Origin of the sequence: Burkholderia sp. HI2761, assembly GCF_002223355.1 — a bacterium.
Classification (GTDB): Bacteria; Pseudomonadota; Gammaproteobacteria; order Burkholderiales; family Burkholderiaceae; genus Burkholderia.
This window is the reverse complement of sequence record NZ_NKFN01000007.1, coordinates 1,775,790-1,795,516: the sequence shown is the minus strand read 5'-3', so window position 1 is coordinate 1,795,516 and position 19,727 is coordinate 1,775,790. Positions and strand designations below refer to the sequence as shown.

16 protein-coding genes and 1 pseudogene are annotated in these 19,727 nt (G+C 68.4%); 6 read left to right on the top strand and 11 right to left on the bottom strand.

Features of this window, described 5'->3' with window-relative positions; genetic code table 11:
- Positions 1 to 75: 75 nt before the first annotated feature.
- On the bottom strand, positions 76 to 1,593 hold the full coding sequence (locus tag CFB46_RS25695) for a CoA-acylating methylmalonate-semialdehyde dehydrogenase (protein WP_089501710.1): 1,518 nt from the start codon (positions 1,591 to 1,593) through the stop codon (positions 76 to 78).
- 49 nt (positions 1,594 to 1,642) lie between these two features.
- On the bottom strand, positions 1,643 to 2,998 hold the full coding sequence (locus CFB46_RS25690) for an aspartate aminotransferase family protein (protein ID WP_089502356.1): 1,356 nt from the start codon (positions 2,996 to 2,998) through the stop codon (positions 1,643 to 1,645).
- Between the two features lie 105 nt (positions 2,999 to 3,103).
- On the opposite strand from CFB46_RS25690, the gene CFB46_RS25685 reads away from it, so the two are divergent.
- Entirely contained in the window at positions 3,104 to 4,054 is a 951-nt protein-coding gene (locus CFB46_RS25685; protein WP_089501709.1) for a LysR family transcriptional regulator, read from the top strand.
- A gap of 21 nt (positions 4,055 to 4,075) precedes the next feature.
- On the opposite strand, the gene CFB46_RS25680 is transcribed toward CFB46_RS25685, so the two are convergent.
- From CFB46_RS25680 to CFB46_RS25670, 3 genes are read right to left on the bottom strand one after another with little or no spacing between them, the layout of a single operon-like run.
- Positions 4,076 to 5,317, bottom strand: coding sequence for an MFS transporter (locus CFB46_RS25680; protein WP_089501708.1), 1,242 nt, complete (start codon positions 5,315 to 5,317; stop codon positions 4,076 to 4,078).
- A complete protein-coding gene (locus CFB46_RS25675; protein ID WP_027782952.1) occupies positions 5,314 to 5,649 on the bottom strand; it encodes a hypothetical protein in 336 nt (111 codons plus the stop codon). The genes CFB46_RS25680 and CFB46_RS25675 overlap by 4 nt, the downstream gene beginning before the upstream one ends.
- A 37-nt stretch (positions 5,650 to 5,686) precedes the next feature.
- Positions 5,687 to 6,157 (bottom strand): MarR family winged helix-turn-helix transcriptional regulator, encoded by a 471-nt coding sequence (locus CFB46_RS25670; RefSeq protein WP_027782951.1) that lies wholly within the window; start codon positions 6,155 to 6,157, stop codon positions 5,687 to 5,689.
- A 167-nt stretch (positions 6,158 to 6,324) separates the two neighbouring features.
- Between CFB46_RS25670 and CFB46_RS25665 the strand changes: the two genes are divergently transcribed.
- Positions 6,325 to 6,816 carry a 2,4'-dihydroxyacetophenone dioxygenase family protein gene (locus CFB46_RS25665; RefSeq protein ID WP_050010988.1) on the top strand — a complete coding sequence of 164 codons (492 nt, stop codon included), beginning with the start codon at positions 6,325 to 6,327 and terminating at the stop codon, positions 6,814 to 6,816.
- A gap of 87 nt (positions 6,817 to 6,903) precedes the next feature.
- On the opposite strand, the gene CFB46_RS25660 is transcribed toward CFB46_RS25665, so the two are convergent.
- From CFB46_RS25660 to CFB46_RS25645, 4 genes and pseudogenes are all read right to left on the bottom strand, one after another.
- Positions 6,904 to 8,052, bottom strand: coding sequence for an epoxide hydrolase family protein (locus CFB46_RS25660; protein WP_089501707.1), 1,149 nt, complete (start codon positions 8,050 to 8,052; stop codon positions 6,904 to 6,906).
- A gap of 85 nt (positions 8,053 to 8,137) precedes the next feature.
- Positions 8,138 to 8,491 (bottom strand): annotated as a pseudogene (locus CFB46_RS25655) (helix-turn-helix domain-containing protein); the annotation flags it as partial.
- A gap of 54 nt (positions 8,492 to 8,545) precedes the next feature.
- Positions 8,546 to 9,898 carry an MFS transporter gene (locus CFB46_RS25650; RefSeq protein WP_089501706.1) on the bottom strand — a complete coding sequence of 451 codons (1,353 nt, stop codon included), beginning with the start codon at positions 9,896 to 9,898 and terminating at the stop codon, positions 8,546 to 8,548.
- Between the two features lie 183 nt (positions 9,899 to 10,081).
- Entirely contained in the window at positions 10,082 to 11,041 is a 960-nt protein-coding gene (locus CFB46_RS25645) for an MBL fold metallo-hydrolase (RefSeq protein ID WP_027782947.1), read from the bottom strand.
- A gap of 177 nt (positions 11,042 to 11,218) precedes the next feature.
- Here CFB46_RS25645 and CFB46_RS25640 point away from each other — a divergent pair, with 177 nt between their 5' ends.
- Positions 11,219 to 12,868, top strand: coding sequence for an IclR family transcriptional regulator (locus CFB46_RS25640; RefSeq protein ID WP_027782946.1), 1,650 nt, complete (start codon positions 11,219 to 11,221; stop codon positions 12,866 to 12,868).
- 813 nt (positions 12,869 to 13,681) lie between these two features.
- On the opposite strand, the gene CFB46_RS25630 is transcribed toward CFB46_RS25640, so the two are convergent.
- Positions 13,682 to 14,164, bottom strand: coding sequence for an Lrp/AsnC family transcriptional regulator (locus tag CFB46_RS25630; protein ID WP_006479115.1), 483 nt, complete (start codon positions 14,162 to 14,164; stop codon positions 13,682 to 13,684).
- A gap of 285 nt (positions 14,165 to 14,449) precedes the next feature.
- On the opposite strand from CFB46_RS25630, the gene CFB46_RS25625 reads away from it, so the two are divergent.
- From CFB46_RS25625 to CFB46_RS25615, 3 genes are all read left to right on the top strand, one after another.
- Entirely contained in the window at positions 14,450 to 15,106 is a 657-nt protein-coding gene (locus CFB46_RS25625; protein WP_089501705.1) for a LysE family translocator, read from the top strand.
- Between the two features lie 252 nt (positions 15,107 to 15,358).
- Positions 15,359 to 15,790: a YqaA family protein gene (locus CFB46_RS25620; RefSeq protein ID WP_089501704.1), complete on the top strand. Its 432-nt coding sequence runs from the start codon at positions 15,359 to 15,361 to the stop codon at positions 15,788 to 15,790.
- A gap of 147 nt (positions 15,791 to 15,937) precedes the next feature.
- Positions 15,938 to 17,920: a methyl-accepting chemotaxis protein gene (locus CFB46_RS25615; RefSeq protein ID WP_089501703.1), complete on the top strand. Its 1,983-nt coding sequence runs from the start codon at positions 15,938 to 15,940 to the stop codon at positions 17,918 to 17,920.
- Between the two features lie 40 nt (positions 17,921 to 17,960).
- Here the strand turns inward: CFB46_RS25615 and CFB46_RS25610 are convergent, their stop codons facing one another.
- A complete protein-coding gene (locus tag CFB46_RS25610) occupies positions 17,961 to 19,613 on the bottom strand; it encodes an acyl-CoA synthetase (protein WP_089501702.1) in 1,653 nt (550 codons plus the stop codon).
- Positions 19,614 to 19,727 lie beyond the last annotated feature (114 nt).

Sequence of the window (19,727 nt, the reverse complement as noted above, 5' to 3'; positions counted from 1 at the left end):
CATCGTCGATCGGGGCGGGCCGCGACAGCTTCGCGCGCCGCACCGTCTGCATGCAGCCGGTGCACGCGCGTCGCGTCAGCGGTTCGACGGGAAGCTGAACACCGTTCCTTCGCGCACGCCGGCCGAAGGCCAACGCTGCGTGATCGTCTTGCGCTTCGTGTAGAAGCGCACGGCATCCGGGCCGTATGCATGCAGGTCGCCGAACAGCGAACGCTTCCAGCCGCCGAACGAGTGGTACGCGACCGGCACCGGCAGTGGCACGTTGATGCCGACCATGCCGATCTGGATGTTGTCGCCGAAGTACCGTGCGGCCTCGCCGTCGCGCGTGAACAGGCACGTGCCGTTGCCGTATTCGTGCGCGTCGATCAGCGCCATTGCCTCGTCGAGCGATTTCAGTCGGATCACGCCGAGCACGGGCCCGAAGATCTCGTGCTGGTAGATCGGCATGCCGGGCTTTACGTGGTCGAACAGGCACGGGCCGAGGTAGTAGCCGCCGTCATGGCCGTCGACCTTCACGCCGCGACCGTCGACGACGAGCGTCGCGCCCGCTGCCACGCCCGCTTCGACGAAGCCCGTCACCTTCTCGAAATGCTGCTGCGTGACGAGCGGGCCCATGTCGACGCCCGCGCCATTGCCCGGCCCGACCTTCATCTTCTCGATCTCGGCCTTCAGCCCCGCGACGACCTTGTCGCCCGTTTCGTCGCCGATCGCGACGACCAGCGGAATCGACATGCAGCGCTCGCCGCACGAGCCGTACGCGGCGCCCATCAGCGCGTTCACCGCGTTGCCGATGTCCGCATCCGGCATCACGACCGCGAAGTTCTTCGCGCCGCCGAGCGCCTGCACGCGCTTGCCGTGCGCGCAGCCGGTCGAGTAGATGTATTCGGCGATCGGCGTCGAGCCGACGAAGCTCACGGCCTTCACGCGCGGATCGGTCAGGAGCGTGTCGACCGCTTCCTTGTCGCCGTTCACGACGTTCAGCACGCCCGGCGGCAGGCCGGCCTCGAGCGCGAGCTCGGCCATGCGCAGCGTCGACGATGGCGTGCGCTCCGACGGCTTCAGCACGAACGTGTTGCCGCACGCGACGGCCATCGGCCACATCCACAGCGGCACCATCACCGGGAAGTTGAACGGCGTGATGCCGGCCGCGACGCCGAGCGCCTGGAACTCGCTCCACGAATCGATCGCGGGGCCGACGTTCTTGCTGTGCTCGCCCTTCAGCAGCTCGGGCACGTAGGTCGCGTATTCGACGTTCTCGATCCCGCGCTGCAGTTCGCCCATCGCATCGGCGAGCACCTTGCCGTGCTCGGCCGTGATCAGCGCGCAGAGTTCTTCCGCGTGCTCCTCGAGCAGCGTCTTGAAGCGGCTCATCACGCGGGCGCGCTTCAGCGGCGGCGTGTTGCGCCATGCCGGGAACGCGGCCTGCGCGGACGCGATCGCGGCTTCGACGGTCAGCTTGTCGGCGAGCGCGACGCTCTTGTGCGATTCGCCGGTCGCCGGGTCGAACACCGGCTGGACGCGGCTGCCGCCGTCGACGCGCTTGCCGTCGATCAGGTGGCCGACGGTGGAGGTCACATTGCTGTCGTGTTTCATGTTTCTGGCTCTTTCGTGAATTCGGTTGTCGCTGCGGGCGAGCCGCGGCTCAGTCCACTTCGTTCAGTGCGTCGGACAGCGCGTTGACCAGGTTGTCGATCTCGCGCTTCTCGGCGATGAACGGCGGCGCGAGCTGGATCGTGTCGCCGCCGTAGCGCACGTAGAAACCCTTCGCCCAGCAGCGCATCGCGATCTCGTACGGGCGCCGTGCCGGCTCGCCCGGCAACGCGGCGATCGTCAGGCCGGCCGCCAGCCCGTAGTTGCGGATGTCCGCGACGTGGCGCTGGCCCTTCAGCCCGTGCACGGCCGCCTCGAAATGCGGCGCGAGATCGCGCACGCGCGCCACCGCGTCTTCCTTCACCAGCAGGTCGAGCGCCGCGACGCCGGCCGCGCATGCGACCGGATGCGCCGAATACGTGTAGCCGTGCGGGAACTCGAGCATGTACTCGGGGCCGCCCGCGGCCATGAACGTGTCGTAGATCTCCTTCGTCGCGATCACGCCGCCGAGCGGCTGCACGCCGTTCGTCACCTGCTTCGCGAAGTTCATGATGTCCGGCACCACGCCGAATGCGTCCGCGCCCGTCATCGCGCCGGCGCGGCCGAAGCCCGTGATGACCTCGTCGAAGATCAGCAGGATGTCGTGCGCGGTACAGATGTCGCGCAGGCGCTTCAGATAGCCCTTCGGCGGCACGACCACGCCCGCCGAACCGGAGAACGGCTCGACGATCACGGCCGCGATGTTCGATGCGTCGTGCAGCGCGATCAGCTCGAGCAGGCGGTCGGCCAGCTCGGCGCCGTGTTCCGGCATGCCGCGCGAGAACTTGTTCTCGGCCAGTTGCGTATGCGGCAGGAAATCGGCGTCGAGGCCCTGACCGAACAGCTTGCGGTTCGGCCCGATCCCGCCGACGGAGATACCGCCGAAATTCACGCCGTGGTAACCCTTCTCGCGGCCGATCAGGCGCGTTTTCGTGCCCTTGCCCTTCGCGCGCCAGTATGCGCGGGCCAGCTTCAGCGACGTATCGGCCGCTTCCGAGCCCGAGCCCGTGAAGAACACGTAGTCGAGGCCGGCCGGCGTCAGTTCCTTGATCTTGTTGGCGAGCTCGAACGATTTCGGATGGCCGAACTGGAAGGCCGGCGCGTAATCGAGCTGCGCGACCTGGCGGGTCACGGCTTCGACGATTTCGGTGCGGCCGTGACCGAGGCCCGTGCACCAGAGGCCCGACAGGCCGTCGAAGATCTTGCGGCCTTCGCCATCGGTGTAATACGCGCCCTTGCCGGACACGATCATGCGCGGATCGGCCTTGAACTGGCGGTTGGCCGTGAACGGCATCCAGTGCGCATCGAGCCACGCGGCGTCGGTGCGCAGGTTCGTGTCGTCGTGCTGGGCGGTGGTGATGTCGGTCATGTCGGTCGGCGCGGCGCGCCCCTCCTCCTGGTGATGATGTTGCACATTGTCGGGACGCCAATTAGTCTTTTGAATATCGCAATATCAATGTTCACTTGCTCGACTATGCAAGCAAAGAAACCGAAGAGCCGCGCGCTGCTCGGGCAGCTCAGCGACATGGATCTCCGCCTGCTGCGGGTCTTCAAGGGCGTCGTGCAGTGCGGCGGGATGGCCGCCGCCGAACTGGAACTGAATATCGGCACCTCGACGATCAGCCGGCACGTGAAGGATCTGGAAACGCGGCTCGGCCTCGTGCTGTGCCGGCGCGGCCGCGCGGGCTTCACGCTGACGCCCGAGGGACAGACGGTGTACGAGGAGACGCTGCGGCTCCTCGCGTCGATGGAAGCGTTTCGCAGCAGAATCGACGGCATTCACGACAAGATGGGCGGAGAACTCCACATCGCCGTATTCGACAAGACGGCCACCAACCCGAATGCCCGGCTCGGCGACGCGATCCGCCAGTTCGCCGACGAAGCGCCCGACGTGGCGCTGAACCTGCACGTCGCGTCGATCAACGAGGTCGAGCGCGGGGTCATCGACGGCAGCTACCAGGTCGGGATCATCCCCGTGCACCGCAATTCGGGCAGCCTCGTGTATTCGGCGCTGTTCGACGAACGGATGCTGCTCTACTGCGGCCGCCAGCATCCGCTCTTCGAGGCGCCGCACGGCAAGCTCACGTGGACGACGATCCGCAACCACGCATTCGCCGGGCTCGGTTTCCATTCGCCGAACATGGAGCTGAGCCATCGCGCGAAGCTCACGCGCAGCGCGACCGCGTCGGACCAGGAATCGATCGCGACGCTGATCCTCTCGGGGCGCTATCTCGGCTTCCTGCCCGATCACTACGCGGAGAGTTTCGAAAACAAGGGGCTGATGCAGCCGATCGCGCCGCACCGGTTCAATTACCGGTGCCGGTTCGTGAGCCTGCTGCGGCGCTCGCCGCAGCCGTCGCGCGCCGCGCTGCTGTTCCAGGCGTGCCTCGACGCCGCGCATGCGGCGGCGCGGCCGGCGGCATAGCGGCGGTGTCCTCCGGTGCGGTCAGGCTCCGTCGTCGCCCGTACGCGGCGGCGCCCGCTTGCGCGCGACGAAATGGGTCGCGACGAGCGCCGCCGCGAAACCGGACGCCGCGCCGACGCCCAGCGCCCAGCGCGGGCCGAGATGGTTCGCGACCCAGCCGGCCACCGGCGCGCCGATCGGCGTGCCGCCGAGCGCGACCGCGAGGCGCAGCGCCATCACGCGGCCGCGCATCGCCGGCTCGGTGGACAACTGCATCAGGCTGTTGGTCGAATTCATGAAGGTGATCGCAGCGATCCCGGTCAGCACCAGCGCGGCGGCGAACGACCAGTAGCCGGGCGCCAGCGCGGCGAACGTGCAGCCGAGCCCGAACAGCGTCGCGCCGATCCACAGATGGCGGAACCGCGGCTGCTCGCGGCGCGCGGCGAGCAGCGCGCCCGAGATCGTGCCGACCGCCATCATCGACGACAGGAAGCCGAACCCGCGCGCATCGACGTGAAACACGCTGGCGGCCATCGTCGAAATGAACAGCTGGAAATTGAGCCCGAACGTGCCGATCAGGAACAGCATCGCGAGGATCGCCGTCAGGTCCGGCCGACGCCATACATAGCGGAACCCGTCGAGCAGGCTGCCGCGCGAGCGATTCGCCCGCACGTTCGCACGCAGTTCGTCTTCCCGAAGCCGCGACAGCGACGCCAGTACCGCGAAGAAACTGAGCCCGTTCGCGAGAAACGCCCAGCCGGTGCCGACCGATGCGATCAGGAAACCCGCCGCCGCCGGGCCGACCATCCGCGCGGCGTTGAACGACGTCGAATTGAGCGCGACCGCGTTCGCGAGCTCGCGGTCGCCGACCAGTTCGGCGACGAAGGTCTGCCGCACCGGCGCGTCGAACGCCGACGCGCAGCCGAACAGGAACGCGAACACGTACACGTGCTCGAGCCGCACCGCGCCGGTGACCGTCAGCACGCCGAGCACGAGCGCCAGCGCGCCCATCAGCGCCTGCGTCGCCATCAGCAGCTTGCGCTGATCGTAGCGGTCGGCCGCGTAACCGGTCCACGGCAGCAGCAGCAATTGCGGCCCGAACTGCAGCGCCATCACCGTGCCGACCGCCGATGCGTCGTGATGCGTGAGCTGCGTGAGGACGAGCCAGTCCTGCGCGGTACGCTGGATCCACGTGCCGATGTTCGACACCAGCGAGCCGATCGCCCACACGCGATAGTTGAAGCTGCGAAGCGAGCGGAACACGCCCGCGGCCGGCACGCTCATCGCCGCTCCCGGTCCGGCTCGTTGCCGCCGTGCAGTTCGCCGAAGTGCCGCGCGAGGAACAGGCCGAGCACCAGGATGCCGAGACCGAGCGCCGCCGCGTCGGACGTGCGCTTCAGGTCGAAATCGCCGACCCGGCACACCAGCACATAAGCAATCGCGAGATTCGCGACGCCCCACGCCACGTTCACGGTGGACGACGACAGCCCGCGGCCGGGCGGATTCGCGAACGGCGTCTGGAACGGCTCGCCGCGCAGTCCGCTGACGAGATGCGGCACGACATTCGCGAGGAAGGCGCCGCCGAAGAAGTACGACACGAGATGCAGGAGATTCATGTGCGGGTTGTCCTTTCGGCGAGCGGGCCGGTGCGGTTCACGGACGCGCGGGGTCCTGGAATTCGGCGAGCCGCTGCAGCAGCTTCACGGCCGCCGCCAGCTCGGCCTGTTCCGCCGCCGACAGTTGCGCGTGCAGCGCGCGAAACAGCCAGTCGTCCTTGGCCGCGCGGTTGGCTTGCAGCACCTTGCGGAAACCGGGCGTGAGCGCGATCAGCGTCTGCCGGCCGTCGGTGGGATCGGGCGCACCGGCGACCGCGCCGAGCGCCTCGAGCGTCGCGACCGTCACGCGCATCGACTGCGGGCGCACGCTTTCGGCACGCGCGAGCGCCGATACGGTCGCCGGGCCGTCGCGATCGAGCCGCAGCAACACCGATTTCTGCGAGGACGTGAGGTCGTTCGGATGGGTCTGCTCCCGCATCCGCCGCATCAGCTTGCCGACCGAGATGCGGAGTTCGCCGGCGAGACCGGCCAGCGGGAGCGTGTCGGGGGGAGACGATGGCAGGTTCATGAATTCAAGATAGCACGTCGACAGTCAAACTGTACAGTTTGACTGTATATTTCAATCCGTAAGGATCGGCCCGTCGCGCACGTTTTCGGCGCGGCGCCGCACCCGGTCGGCCGCGCGATCCGGCTCTGCGATAATGCGGGCTTCCCGTTTTCGCTCCGCCTCCCGCCATGACGCAGCCGTCCGCCCCGCTCTCCACCGACCTGCCGCCGATCTCGTGCCTGCCCGGCGATGCGCTGCCGTGGCTGCCGATGAGCGCCGACCTCCCGGGGCTCGCGATCAAGTACCTGCACATCAATGCGGCCGAGGACACGCTGACCGCGCTGCTGAAGATGCCGGCCGGCGGCACGCTGCCGCGCCACCGTCACGACGGCGAGGTGTTCGTCCATACGCTGCAGGGTGCGTGGCGCTACCGCGAATACGACTGGGTCGCCCACGCCGGTTCGACGGTGCTCGAACCGGCCGGCTCGGTACACACGCCGGAAACGCTCGGCGCGCCGGGCGAGGATGTGATCACGCTGAACGTGATGCGCGGCGACCTCGTGCTGCTCGACGACGACGGCCGCGAAACGGCGCGCGAGAACTGCCGCGTCGCGCTGCTGCGCCAGCGCAAGCATGCGCGTACGGCGCCGGATGCCGCCACGGCGTTCGTGACGCGGTAAGACGGGCGACGCGATCCGCGCCGGGCCGCTCCCTTCCGGCGCGAGCGGTTTCCGGTACAGGTTTGCGCCCGCCGGCTTGCCCGCCCGTTACCGGAAGCGCCTGAAAAACCGCCGAATATCGTCGGCCAGCAGGTCCGGCTCCTCCATCGCCGCGAAATGGCCGCCGCTCGGCATGTCGGTCCACTGCACCACGTCGAATACGCGTTCGAGCCAAGTGCGCGGTGGGCGGCTGATCTCCTTCGGAAAGCGCGCGAATGCCACGGGCACCGCCACGCGCTGCCCGGCCGCGAAGCGCATGGACTGCAGCCGGTTCTCCCAATACATCTGCATCGACGAACCGATGCAGCCGGTGAACCAGTAGAGCGAGATGCCGGTCAGCAGCGTGTCGTGCGAAAAACGGCGCGCGACGTCGCCGTCGCAATCGCTCCACGTACGGAATTTCTCGGCGATCCACGCGGCCAGCCCGAGCGGCGAATCGTTGAGCGCGACGGCCAGCGTCTGCGGCTTCGTCATGTGGACGTGCGCGTATCCCCCTTCCAGCGCCACCCAATCTGCGCGCTGCTTCAGGAACGTCTGCTCGTCGTCGGTCAGCGGCAGCGCCGCGTCGATCGCCGGTTCGTAGCTGCCGGGCAGGTAGTTCAGATGGATACCGTCGACCACGCGCTCATGCCGCGCGCCGAGCGCGACCGACACGGCCGCGCCCAGATCGCCGCCCTGCGCGCCGAACCGTTGGTATCCAAGGCCTGCCATCAATTCCGCCCAGCAGTCGGCAACCTGAAACGCCGACGTGCCGGGTGCCGCCGGTGCGGGAGAGAACAGGAAGCCGGGCAGCGACGGCGCGACGATGTCGAACGCGTCGTCCGGATCGCCGCCGAACGCGGCCGGGTCGCACAAGCGATCGATCAATGCATGGAATTCGAATGCGGAACCCGGCCAGCCGTGCGTGACGACGAGCGGATAGCGTTTCGGCCCCGTACCGCGCCGATGCACGAAATGCACACGCTGCCCGCCGACGTCCGCGACGAACTGCGGCAGCCGGTTGAGCTCGCGTTCCACCGCGCGCCAATCGAAGCCGTCGGCCCAGTACGCCGCCAATTCGTGCAGCCACGCGCCGTCGGTGCCCTGCTGCCACGGCTCGGCGGGCGTCAGGGTCGGCGGGCGGTAGTCGCGCACGCGCCGACGCAAATCGTCAAGCGCGTGCTCGGGGATCGCAATGTCGAACGGTTCAGCGTGCATGGTGTCTCCTCGCGACGAATGTCCACAGGATTCTGCGCGATTTTGCCGGCACGTGCTGAACGGGGCCCACCGGCCCGACAGCGCGTCAGCCTGCTCCTGGCTCGTCGTCCGCCCGCGCATCGCGCCGCAACGCCTGCGGCGGCACGCCGAACCCGCGCACGAACGCGTCGCGCATATGCCGGCGGTCGCGAAAACCGTTTTCCTTCGCGATCACGTCGAGCGGATGACGGCTCTGTTCGATCATCAGCCGCGCCGATTCGAGCCGCAGCCGCTCGATCGCCTTCGCGGGCGACTGCCCGGTTTCGAGCGTAAACACGCGGCTGAACTGGCGCGGGCTCAGGTGGACGGCCTCGGCCAGATCCTCGACGCTCAGCGCGCGGCCGAGATTCTGCTGCGCATAGTTGAGCGCGTTCTGGATTCGGTCGGATTTCGGTGCGGACGAAGGTGAGCGCCGGTCGCCGCCGCCCGCGGCCGACGGCCGGCCATCGCCCGTTCAGCCGCGCCGTGGGCCTTCGCCTTTCACGCCGACCATCAGCGCCACGCCGCTCGCGACCAGCAGCGCGGCAAGCAGATACACGGCCAGATCCATGCTGCCCGTGCGCGTGCGGATCATCCCGATCACCCACGGGCTGACGATGCCGCTCGTGATCCCGATGCTGCTGATCAACGCGATCCCGGCCGCGGCCGCGTTGCCGGACAGGTAGCGGGTCGGCACGGCCCAGAAGACCGGCAGCGCGGCGAAGATCAGCGTCGCCGCGATCGACAGGCACGCGAGCATCGCCGCGAAGCTGTGCAGGTGCAGCGTCAACGCCGCGAGCGCGAGCCCGCCGCCGACCGTGCAGCACGCGAAGTGCTTGCGGCGCTCGCCGGTGCGATCCGAGCGGCGCGCGATCAGGACCAGCCCAACCGCGCCCACCGCATTCGGCACGACCGTGTAGAGGCTCACGGCGACGACGTCGGTCACGCCGAAGTCGCGGATCATCAGCGGCATCCAGAAGTTGAGCGTCAGCGACGCGCAGGTCAGCGAGAAATAGATGAACGCGAACAGGTACACGCGCGGGTTCGCGAGCGCGGCCATCACGCTGCGCCCGTCGTGCGCGCTGCCGTGTGCGCGGCCTTCGCCGCACAGCGCGGCGACGCGCGCCTTTTCGTCGGACGTGAGCCACGTGGCGTCCTGCGGCCGGTCGACGAGGAACGTGAACGCGGCGAACGCGAGCACGATCGCCGGCGCGCCCTCGATCGCGAACATCCACTGCCAGCCGTGCAGCCCGAGCACGCCGCTCATGTCGCGCATGATCCAGCCGGACATGAGGCCGCCGAGCACGCCGGCCACCGCGACGCCCGCGAAGAACACCGAGATCGCCGCCGCACGCCGGTTCGCGGGAAACCAGTAGGTCAGGTACAGCACGATGCCGGGGAAGAAGCCGGCCTCGAACACGCCGAGCAGGAAGCGCAGCCCGTAGAAATGCGACGGCTGCGACACGAACATCATCCCGGTCGACGCGATGCCCCACAGCAGCATGATCCGCGTGAACGTGCGGCGCGCGCCGAACCGCGCGAGCAGGATGTTGCTCGGCACTTCGCAGAACACGTAGCCGACGTAGAACACCGCGGCGCCGAGGCCGTACATCGCGTCGCTGAAGCCGAGATCGTGCTTCATCTGCAACTGCGCGAAGCCGATGTTGATGCGGTCGAGAAACGACACGACGTAGCAGAGGAACAGGAACGGGACGATCCGCCACGCGATCTTGCGGAACAGCAGCGCGTCGGTGGATTCGGACGTCGATGAGGACACCGAAGCGCTCGCGTGCGCGAGCGTCGCTTCGGCGGGAAGCGATTGAGGCATGTCTCTCTCCAAACGGGCCGCGCGATGTCGAGCGCGCAGCAGTCTCCGAGGGCGTGCATGCGCCCTGCTTTCTCGTGAGACCGGATACGGCTGCCGGAACCGCGGCGCAACGCCGCCGATGCCGGCGCCTTCAGGGAAACGGCGAGGCGATCATGTGAATGCCGCCCCGCCGCCGTGCACCGCTCAGTCCTGCAGCGCGGCCCACATGTCCTTGTCGCGCTGCGCGGTCCAGATGCGCGGATGCGTGATGCCGCTCGCTTCGTCGAACGCGCGCGACACGTCGAACGGCAAGCAGTGCTCGTAGATGAACACGTGGCCGAACTTCGGGTCCATCGCTTCGCGCGTGAGCGCCATCGCCGCCTTCAGGTCGAGATTGCGCTCGACGGCCTTGCGGCCCTGCGCGAGCAGCGTCGTGACGAAATCCTTCGTGTAGTCGAGGCCCTTGTCGACCTCGGCCGGATTCAGCAACGCGGGGCCGCGGCCCGGCACGAGCTTCTCGGCGCCGAGCGCACGCAGCGCCTCGAGCGTGGCCGGCCACTGTTCGAGCTGCGCGTCGCCGCAATAGCACGCGGCGTCGTATTCGACGAGGTCGCCCGAGAACAGCACCTTCTGCGACGGCAGCCACACGATCGTGTCGCCCTTCGTATGGCCCGAGCCGACGTGCATGATCTTCACTTCGAGCTTGCCGAGGAACAGCGTGATCTCGCGCTCGAACACGAGCGTCGGCCAGGTCAGGCCCGGCACCGTCTCGACGCCGGCGAACAGGCGCGGGAAACGCTCGATCTCCGACTTCATGTCGGCCTCGCCGCGCTCGACGATCATCTCGTACGTGCCGCGGCTCGCGATCACGTGCTGCGCGCCTTCGTCGAAGTACGCGGACGCGCCGAGCACGCGCACCGCATGGTAGTGCGACAGCACCACGTGCTTGATCGGCTTGTCGGTCACGCTGCGGATCTTCGCGATCAGGTCCTGCGCCATCGCAGGCGTCGCGGTCGTGTCGACGATCAGCACGCTGTCGTCGCCGACGATCACACCGGAATTCGGGTCGCCTTCGGCCGTGTACGCGTACGCGTTCTCGGACAACTGCGTCCAGGTGACTTTCTTCTCTTCCAGATCGGCTTGGGAGGCGAATGCTTTGGCCATAGTGCGTTCCGTGGCTGCGAGCCATGTGTTGAGGGGAGTGAACGGATCATCTGCCCGCGTCGAATATTTGTCAATGGCAAACACGCTTGTTATTGTATAACTCTGGTAAACCTGAAGTCTGGCGCGCGAAATGGCGTCGGATACCATGCGGGGTTTCGTCAACGGAAGAATCATCGCGTGCAGAACCACGAAGTCAGCGCGGACGATGCGCCGCCCAAGGCGCAGCGCGGCATCCAGAGTGTCGAGGTCGGCGGCCGGCTGCTCGACGCGCTCGCGCGTCGGCGCAAGCCGCTCGGGCTGTCGGAACTGGCCGCGGCGGCCGATCTTTCCACCGCGCAGGCGCACACCTATCTCGTGAGCCTTACGCGGCTCGCGCTCGTCAAGCGCGATGCGATCACCGGTAACTACGAGCCGGGCCCGCTGTCGCTGCGGCTCGGGCTGATGTCGATCGAGCGCCAGCCGGCCTACCGCGCGACGCTGCCGCACGCGGCGCGGCTGGCGGAAACGGTCGGCCTGAGCGTCGCGCTGTCGGTGCCGGGCGTGCTCGGCCCGACGATCGTGCGCATCGAGCACGGCGGCTATCCGTTGCACATGAACCTGCACGTCGGTTCGGTGATGTCGCTCGACACGACGGCGACCGGCCGGGTGTTCCGCGCGTTCGGCGACGCCGCGCAACTCGACGCGATGGCGGCCAGCCAGGGCGGCGCGGGCGATACGCTCGCCGGCGCCGAAGGCGCGTCAGGCGCGCCGGACGGCGATGCGCAACCGGTCGAACTCGACGCGATTCGTACGCGCGGCATCGAACGCAGCATCGACCGGCCGAGCCCGGGCGTCAGCGGAATGTGCGTGCCCGTTTTCGATGCGCGCGGGCGCCTGCAGCTCGCGTTGACGGTGATCGGTTCGACGGGATCGATCGATGTCGACTGGGACGGCCCGATCGCGGCGGCCTTGCGCGATGCGGCGCGGCAGGCCACCGCGTCGCTCGGCGCGGCGCGTGCGGAACCGGCGCCCGCGCCGGCGCCGGGCGCCGCGCGGGTACCGCCCGCGCTGGCCGACGACGCAAAAGCGCAGCGCGGGATCAATGCGCTCGACAGCACCGGGGAGCTGCTGCTCGCGCTGGTGTCGGCGGGTCGCGCGCTGCCGCTGCGCGATCTCGCGACGGCGGCCGGCATGCCGGCCGCGAAGGCGTTTCCGCATCTCGTCAGCCTGCAGAAGATCGGGCTGCTGAGCCGCGACGACGCCGGCTGCTTCGACGGCGGCTCGCTCGCCCAGGCGCTCGGCCTGATCGCGATGCAGCGCGTGTCGCCGACGCGCGACGCGGAAGCCGAGATCGTCGCGCTCGCCGGCGCGACCGACATGAGCGTGGCCGCCGCGACGCTCGGGCCGCTCGGGCCGACCGTGATCCGGCTCGAGGAATCGGCGCGGCCGCAGCACGTGAGCCTGCAGGTCGGTACCGTGATGTCGCTCGTCAATACGGCGATCGGCCGGATTTTCGCGTCCGGCATGTCAGACGACGTGCTGGCCGACCTGCTCGCCAACGAGCCCGTGCGCCTCGCCGGCGCGCCGGCCGCACCGGACGACGCGGCCTTCCGCGCCCGGCTCGCGGCGATCCGCGCGGACGAACTCGATTTCGCGTTCGACGCGCCGGTGCCCGGCATCGGGACGATTGCCGCGCCCGTGTTCGATCACACCGGCAGCATCCGGCTCGTGATCGCGATCATCGGCTCGTCGCGCGGCTTCCCGCGCGGGCCGGACAGCGAGCTGGCGCAGACGCTGCGGGCCGCGACGCGGCGGTTGTCGTGGCGCTTCGGATGGATCGGCCGGTAAGCGCACCCGTTCCACTACGCTCGAATCCCTTTCATCTCCACGCGCAGCCGTGCCGGCACGGCCTCGGCACGCCTGTCCGGGCACGCCCGCGCAACCGATATCCATGTTGCGCAGCAGCAACATAAATTGTCAGTAATTCTCATATAACGAAATCGCATTTCACAAGACGGAGGCGTTTCGCTATGATTAGGGTTATCCCTAACTCGCCACCTACATGGGGCTTCGTCATGCAAACGTCTAATGTCTCCGATCGTTCCACCCAATCCGCTGGCTGGCTCGCACGCGTTGGCGAGCTGCTGGCAGAAGCCTGGGCACTGCACCTCGAAAACTGCGAAGTCATCGCTGAAGCACACGCGCGCCTGCCGCGCTGAGCGAACGCCGGCCGCTCGATTCGCTTGCGCTGACGCACGCCGATAGCGGCTGTTGCGCGGGGCGCCCGACGGTCGCGCCGGGTGCGTCGGTCGAATAGCAACAGGCCGGGCTCGTCCCGGCCGAATACGCTCACCGCGCGGCGAGTGTTTCAAAGATCGTCTCGAGGCCGTGCTTCAGGCCGCGTCTTAGCCCGATATCGGCGTCGATTCATACGGATCGACGCGGATTGCCGTCAGTCGCGTACCCAGGCCAGAAGCCATGCGCGTGGGCGCGCGGTCGTGCCCCGCCATCGCGGACGGAAGATTCATCCGTCTTCGTGTGTCCGCCGGCCATCTCCCCGGTGAGGTTTCCCTGTCGGCCGTTCGCCGGTTTCATCCGCACCCGCGTCTCGCCGCATGCGCCCGCCGTTGCAACGACGGCCGCGCTGCCGTCTCCGCTCCGTCACACCTGAATCGACGGCACATCCTTCATGCACCGCAGCGCGAACATGGAACGGCTGTGGCGGATGCTCGAAATCCGGTACAGCTTTTCGCGCAGGAAGCGTTCGTAGCCGGCCGTGCCGTCCACCGCCACCTTGATCCAGTAGTCGTACTCTCCCGACACCAGATACGCCTCGAGCACCTCCGGCAGCGCCGCCAGTTCGGCGCCGAAGCGCGCCAGCGCGTCGTCCTCGTGGCGATCGAGCGTGACCTCGAGAATCACGATGTCCGCGTAGCCGAGCTTGCGCTGGTTGACCAGCGCGACATAGCCGTCGATGTAGCCGTCGAGTTCGAGTTGCCGCGTGCGGTTCCAGCATGCGGTGGTCGACATGCCGATCTGTTCGGCCAGTTCGGCGTTCGACAGACGCGCATTTTTCTGCAATGCACCGAGAATCTTGCGATCCTGATTGTCGAGCGTTTTCGGTGTGCGTTCGCGGGTAGCCATGGCAAGAAGAATCTTCTACTGAAAATCTGCATTCTATCTGAACAGGATTCCGGTTATAGGTCCGTTTTGCTGGAAAACAGGAAGCCTTTTAACCGGGCCGCTTGATATATTTTCTCCATGCCTGCTGCCCGGCACGCTCCCCGCGATACCCCTCGCAACGGGACGCACGGCCGCAATCACGAGTTGCGGTGCCGGCCGGCAGGCATGCGATTCCCCGCCGCCCGCACGCCTATCCGACCGCGTGCGGAGCTGGTGCCTGCCTTCCCGTTCCTGCCCGCCCGTCACATGTCGTTCAAGCTTTATCTGTCGTTCCTCGCCGCGTCCGCCGTTCTCATCTACGCGCCCGGCCCCGTCAACCTGCTCACGATGAATCAGGCGTTGCGCACCGGCTGGCGCCGCGCGCTGCCATGCGTCTGGGGCGGCACGCTCGCCGTGCTGCTGCAACTCGCGCTGACCGCGCTGTGCCTGAATTCGCTGGTCCACCTCGATGAACACGCGCTGACCGTGCTGCGCTGGGCCGGCGCCGCGTATCTCGTATGGCTCGGCGGCAAGCAATGGCTGAGCCGCGCGCCGGCCGGCGCAGCCGCGGCACCGGCCGATGCCGGCGCGGGAACGGCAAGCGCCGCGCCGGACACCGACACCGGGCGCGCGCTGTTCTGGCGCGGCGTCGCGACTTCCGGGCTGAATCCGAAGACGCTGCTGTTCTTTCCGTCGTTCTTTCCGCAGTTCATCAGCCCGAATGCCGACTGGAGCCTGAACCTTCAATACCTGCTGCTCGCCGCGACGTTCGCGCTGCTGTTCGCGGGCGGCGTCGCGTCGATGGCGTTGTTCTCGCACCGGCTGAGCCGTGCGTTGCAACGGCCGGCGCGGATGCGTGCGATGAACCGCGTGACGGGCGGGCTGCTCGTCGGGATGGGCGCGATCATGGTCGGCTGCAACTGAACGGCCGCGCGTACGGTCGAGCGCGTGAGCGTGAGCGTGGCAGCGCGCCCGAACGGCTGCGGCCGTTGAAATCCGGTGTTTTCGCCGCAACGGTTCGCCGGCACGCTCGACGACGAACCGGTCGACGCGTCGATGATCTCGCCTTTGCCGTTCGGCACGACCGATGCCGCGTGATGCGGCGACCCGATGATCCGGTGATCCCGTGGCCGGACCCGGACCGGCCCGCCCCCGCCCGGCCGGTACAATCCCGCGATGTCCGAATTGCTCACCTACGGCGGCCTGTTCGCCGTGTCGATGGTCGCCGCGACCCTGTTCCCGCTGCAATCCGAAGCCGTGCTCGCCGGCCTGCTGCTGGCCGGGCGCGAGCCCGTGTGGGCGCTGGTGCTCGTCGCGAGCGTCGGCAATGTCGCCGGCTCGGCGATCAACTGGGCGCTCGGCCGAGGAATCGAGCATTTCCGCGAGCGCCGCTGGTTTCCGGTCAAGCCGTCCGCGCTCGCGCGCGCCGAGCGCTGGTATGCACGCTACGGCCGCTGGTCGCTGCTGCTGAGCTGGGCGCCGGTGATCGGCGATCCGCTGACGATGATCGCCGGCGTGCTGCGCGAGCCGCTGCCCACGTTTCTCGCGATCGTGACGATCGCAAAAGTCGGCCGCTATCTGGCTGTCGCGTGGCTCGTGGCGCACTGAAGCCGTCCGTCATCCGGTTCCGCGTGTCGAGCCGACGCATGCCGCCGCCGTGCGCGCGCCGCTAAAGAATTCGCCGAAACTGCCGATTACCTTACGACAAGCGGTGACGCGTGCGTTCCGCCCCTCTCTCCCCACTCAGGATCCCGTATGAGATTGACCCAATTGGGCCGGGTGAGCGTCGGTACGCGTCTTGCCGCGCTGGCGTGCGTGCTCGTTGCACTGCTGTTCACCGTTTTCGCGTGGGCGCTCGCCCATTTTGCCGGCCAGCAACTCGCCGACGAGGCGCACGCGCGGATCGCCGACAAGGAGCAGTCGATCGGCGCGATGGTCGAGCTGTTCGACAAGGCGCTGTCGGCCGAAGCGACACGCGCGATGACGCTGTTCGCGAGCTTCCTGCCGGCCGACTTCGCGCTCGATCCGGCACGCACCGTCGACATCGGCGGCGTCGCCGCGCCGACGCTGTCCGCCGGCGGCCAGCCGCTCGACCTCGACTACTCGATTCCCGACCAGTTTCTGAAGAAAAGCGGCGCGATCGCGACGATCTTCGCGCGCGACGGCGACGACTTCGTGCGCATCACGACGTCGCTGAAGAAGCAGGACGGCGCGCGCGCGGTCGGCACGAAGCTCGACCGCGCCGGCCCCGCGTACGCGCCGCTGGTCGCCGGGCGCAGCTACACCGGCCTCGCCAAGCTGTTCGGCCGGCCGTACATCACGCAGTACAAGCCGGTGACCGACGCGACCGGCCGCGTGATCGGCGCGCTGTTCGTCGGCCTCGACATCGGCGCCGAGCTCAAGCTCGTCGAAGACGGCATCCGCTCGCTGAAAATCGGCGACAACGGCTACTACTTCGTGCTCGATGCATCGCAGGGCCCGTCGCGCGGCGCCTTCGTCGTGCATCCCGATGCGGCGGGCCAACCTGCCGACGGCACCCGCGCACCCTACGCGCAGATGCTCGCGGCCGGCCAGGGCCGGCTCGCGTACACGTCGACCGACCCGGCCGCGCACGACCGCGGGCCGACCGCGAAAGTCGTGTCCTTCACGACGATTCCGCAGTGGCAATGGCTCGTCGGCGGCATCGCGCTCGACGACGAACTGCTCGCCACCATGCGCGCCACCCGCAACCGCTTCCTGATGATCGGCGCCGTGCTCGTCGCGGCGTTCGCGATGCTGTTCGTCATCGTCGTGCGGCGCGTCGTGAGCCGGCCGCTGGAAGACGCCGCCCGCGCGTCCGAGCGCTATGCGGCAGGCGACCTCAGCATGCGTATCCGCGACGGCGCGAACGCGCACGGCAGCGCGGGCAACGACGAGATCGGCCGGCTCGTGCAGGCCGTCGACGGGATCGGCGACGGCCTCGCGCGAATCGTCGCGCAGGTGCGCAACAGCGCGGCCGACATCGCGCACGGCACGGTCGGCATCGCAGCCGGCAGCGGCGACATCGCCGCGCGAATCGCGACGCAGGCGAGCAGCGTCGAACAGACGGCCGCGAGCATGGAGCAGATCACCGCCGCCGTGCAGCAGAGCGCCGAGCATGCGGCGCAAGCCAACGCGCTGGTCGCGGACGCATCGGCCGCCGCGACGAACGGCGACGCCGCGGTGCAGCGCGTGGTCGCGACGATGGACGACATCGGCCGCGCGACGCGCCGGATCGCCGAGATCACCGGCGCGATCGAAGGCATCGCGTTCCAGACCAACATCCTCGCGCTGAACGCGGCCGTCGAGGCCGCCCGCGCGGGCGAACACGGCAAGGGCTTCGCGGTGGTCGCGGCCGAGGTGCGCGCGCTCGCGCAGCGCAGCGCGGCCGCGGTCAAGGAGATCGATACGCTGAGCGCCGAATCGTCGACGACCGTCGAACAGGGTTACCGGATCGCGGACGCCGCGCGCGGCACGATGCGCGACATCGTCGCGCGGGTCGACCAGGTCCGCACGCTGATCGGCGAGATCAGCGCCGCGTCGCGCGAACAATCGACCGGCATCGAGCAGGTGAATCTCGCCGTCACGCAGATCGGCGCCGCGACGCAGCAGAATGCGACGCTGATCTCGGATGCCGAGCGCGCGGCCGTCGCGTTGCGCGACCAGGCCGCGCAACTGTCGGACGCGGTGAGCGTGTTCCGGCTGGAGCGCGGCGCGTGACCTCGTGATCGTCGGTGCGCGGTGGCGGAAAGCCGGCCGCCTACTTCTTCTCGCCGGCCAGGTCGATCGCCTTGTCCGAGCCGACCGCATGGCGCAACTGGAACTTCTGGATCTTGCCGGTCGACGTCTTCGGCAGCTCGCCGAAGCGCACGGCCTTCGGCACCTTGAAGCCCGCGAGCAGTTGCCGGCAGTGCGCGACGATCTCCTCCTCGGTCGCGCTCGCGCCTTCGCGCAGCTCGACGAACGCGCACGGCACCTCGCCCCATTTCGGGTCGGGCATCGCGACGACGGCCGCCACGGCGACGGCCGGATGGCGGTACAGCGCGTCCTCGACCTCGATGCTCGAGATGTTCTCGCCGCCCGAGATGATGATGTCCTTCTTGCGATCCTTGATCCGGATATAGCCATCCGGCATCAGCACCGCGAGATCGCCGGTATGGAACCAGCCGCCGCGAAATGCGTCATCGGTCGCCTTCGGGTTCTTCAGATAGCCCTTCATGCAGATGTTGCCGCGGAACATGATCTCGCCGAGCGTCTCGCCGTCGGCCGGCACCGGCGTCATCGTGTCGGGATCCAGCACCGTCGCGCCCGCTTCGAGGTGATAGCGCACGCCCTGGCGCGCATTGAGCCGCGCGCGTTCCTCGTCGGACGCCGCTTCCCAGTGCGCCTGCTTGGCGCAGACGGTCGCCGGGCCGTAGACCTCGGTCAGCCCGTACACGTGCAACAGGTCGAAGCCGATCTCCTTCATCTTCGCGATCACGGCCGGCGCGGGCGCCGCGCCCGCGACCATCGCGTGCACCGTATGCTCGATCCCTTCGCGGAGCTCGGCCGGTGCGTTCGCGATCGCGCTCTGCACGATCGGCGCGCCGCAGTAATGCGTGATGCGCTCGCGACGGATCAGGTCGAACACGGTCTTCGCGTCGAACTTGCGCAGGCACACGTTCACACCCCCGCGCGCCGCGACGGCCCACGGAAAACACCAGCCGTTGCAGTGGAACATCGGCAGCGTCCACAGATACACCGCGTGCTTCGGCATGTCCCATTCGAGGATGTTGCTGATCGCCGCGAGATACGCGCCGCGATGGTGGTAGACGACGCCCTTCGGGTCGCCCGTCGTGCCCGACGTGTAGTTCAGCGCGATCGCCTCCCATTCGTCGGCGGGCGGCGTCCATGCGTAGCCGGGGTCGCCGCCGGCCACGAACGTCTCGTAGTCGGTCGCGCCGGCGAAACGGGCGGGATCCGCCGGCATCGCGTCGGCCACGCTGACGATCTTCAGGCCCGGCACCTCGAGCGCCGCGCGATGTGCGACCTCCGCGTATTCGGTGTCGACGATCAGCACCTTCGCCTCGCCGTGACGCAGCATGAACAGCACCGACGACGCGTCGAGCCGCGTGTTGATCGTGTTCAGCACGGCGCCGGCCATCGGCACGCCGAAGTGCGCCTCGACCATCGCCGGGATGTTCGGCAGCAGCGCCGCGACCGTGTCGCCGCGGGCGACGCCGGCCTGCGCGAGCGCGCTCGCCAGTTGCCTGGCACGCGTATGGGTTTCGCCCCACGTGCGTCGCACGTCGCCGTGCACGATCGCCGTGCGCTCGCCGTAGACTTCGGCCGCGCGGACCAGAAAATCGATCGGCGTGAGCGGCACGTAATTGGCATCGTGGCGGCCGAGCCCGGCCTCGAACATCTGCGTCATGATCCTGTCTCCCGTGTTCTGTCGACCGGGGCGCATGCACCCCGGATCGTTTTGATGTGGTTCAATTGCCGACAGCCTAACGGGCGCTATTGTGAGCCGTCTGTCATCGAAACG

Excerpts from the sequence above, each read along its gene's own strand:
- CFB46_RS25695 (WP_089501710.1), bottom strand. The coding sequence starts at position 1,593 with ATGAAACACGACAGCAATGTGACCTCCACCGTCGGCCACCTGATCGAC.
- CFB46_RS25690 (WP_089502356.1), bottom strand. The coding sequence starts at position 2,998 with ATGACCGACATCACCACCGCCCAGCACGACGACACGAACCTGCGCACC.
- CFB46_RS25685 (WP_089501709.1), top strand. The coding sequence starts at position 3,104 with ATGCAAGCAAAGAAACCGAAGAGCCGCGCGCTGCTCGGGCAGCTCAGC.
- CFB46_RS25680 (WP_089501708.1), bottom strand. The coding sequence starts at position 5,317 with ATGAGCGTGCCGGCCGCGGGCGTGTTCCGCTCGCTTCGCAGCTTCAAC.
- CFB46_RS25675 (WP_027782952.1), bottom strand. The coding sequence starts at position 5,649 with ATGAATCTCCTGCATCTCGTGTCGTACTTCTTCGGCGGCGCCTTCCTC.
- CFB46_RS25670 (WP_027782951.1), bottom strand. The coding sequence starts at position 6,157 with ATGAACCTGCCATCGTCTCCCCCCGACACGCTCCCGCTGGCCGGTCTC.
- CFB46_RS25665 (WP_050010988.1), top strand. The coding sequence starts at position 6,325 with ATGACGCAGCCGTCCGCCCCGCTCTCCACCGACCTGCCGCCGATCTCG.
- CFB46_RS25660 (WP_089501707.1), bottom strand. The coding sequence starts at position 8,052 with ATGCACGCTGAACCGTTCGACATTGCGATCCCCGAGCACGCGCTTGAC.
- CFB46_RS25650 (WP_089501706.1), bottom strand. The coding sequence starts at position 9,898 with ATGCCTCAATCGCTTCCCGCCGAAGCGACGCTCGCGCACGCGAGCGCT.
- CFB46_RS25645 (WP_027782947.1), bottom strand. The coding sequence starts at position 11,041 with ATGGCCAAAGCATTCGCCTCCCAAGCCGATCTGGAAGAGAAGAAAGTC.
- CFB46_RS25630 (WP_006479115.1), bottom strand. The coding sequence starts at position 14,164 with ATGGCTACCCGCGAACGCACACCGAAAACGCTCGACAATCAGGATCGC.
- CFB46_RS25625 (WP_089501705.1), top strand. The coding sequence starts at position 14,450 with ATGTCGTTCAAGCTTTATCTGTCGTTCCTCGCCGCGTCCGCCGTTCTC.
- CFB46_RS25620 (WP_089501704.1), top strand. The coding sequence starts at position 15,359 with ATGTCCGAATTGCTCACCTACGGCGGCCTGTTCGCCGTGTCGATGGTC.
- CFB46_RS25615 (WP_089501703.1), top strand. The coding sequence starts at position 15,938 with ATGAGATTGACCCAATTGGGCCGGGTGAGCGTCGGTACGCGTCTTGCC.
- CFB46_RS25610 (WP_089501702.1), bottom strand. The coding sequence starts at position 19,613 with ATGACGCAGATGTTCGAGGCCGGGCTCGGCCGCCACGATGCCAATTAC.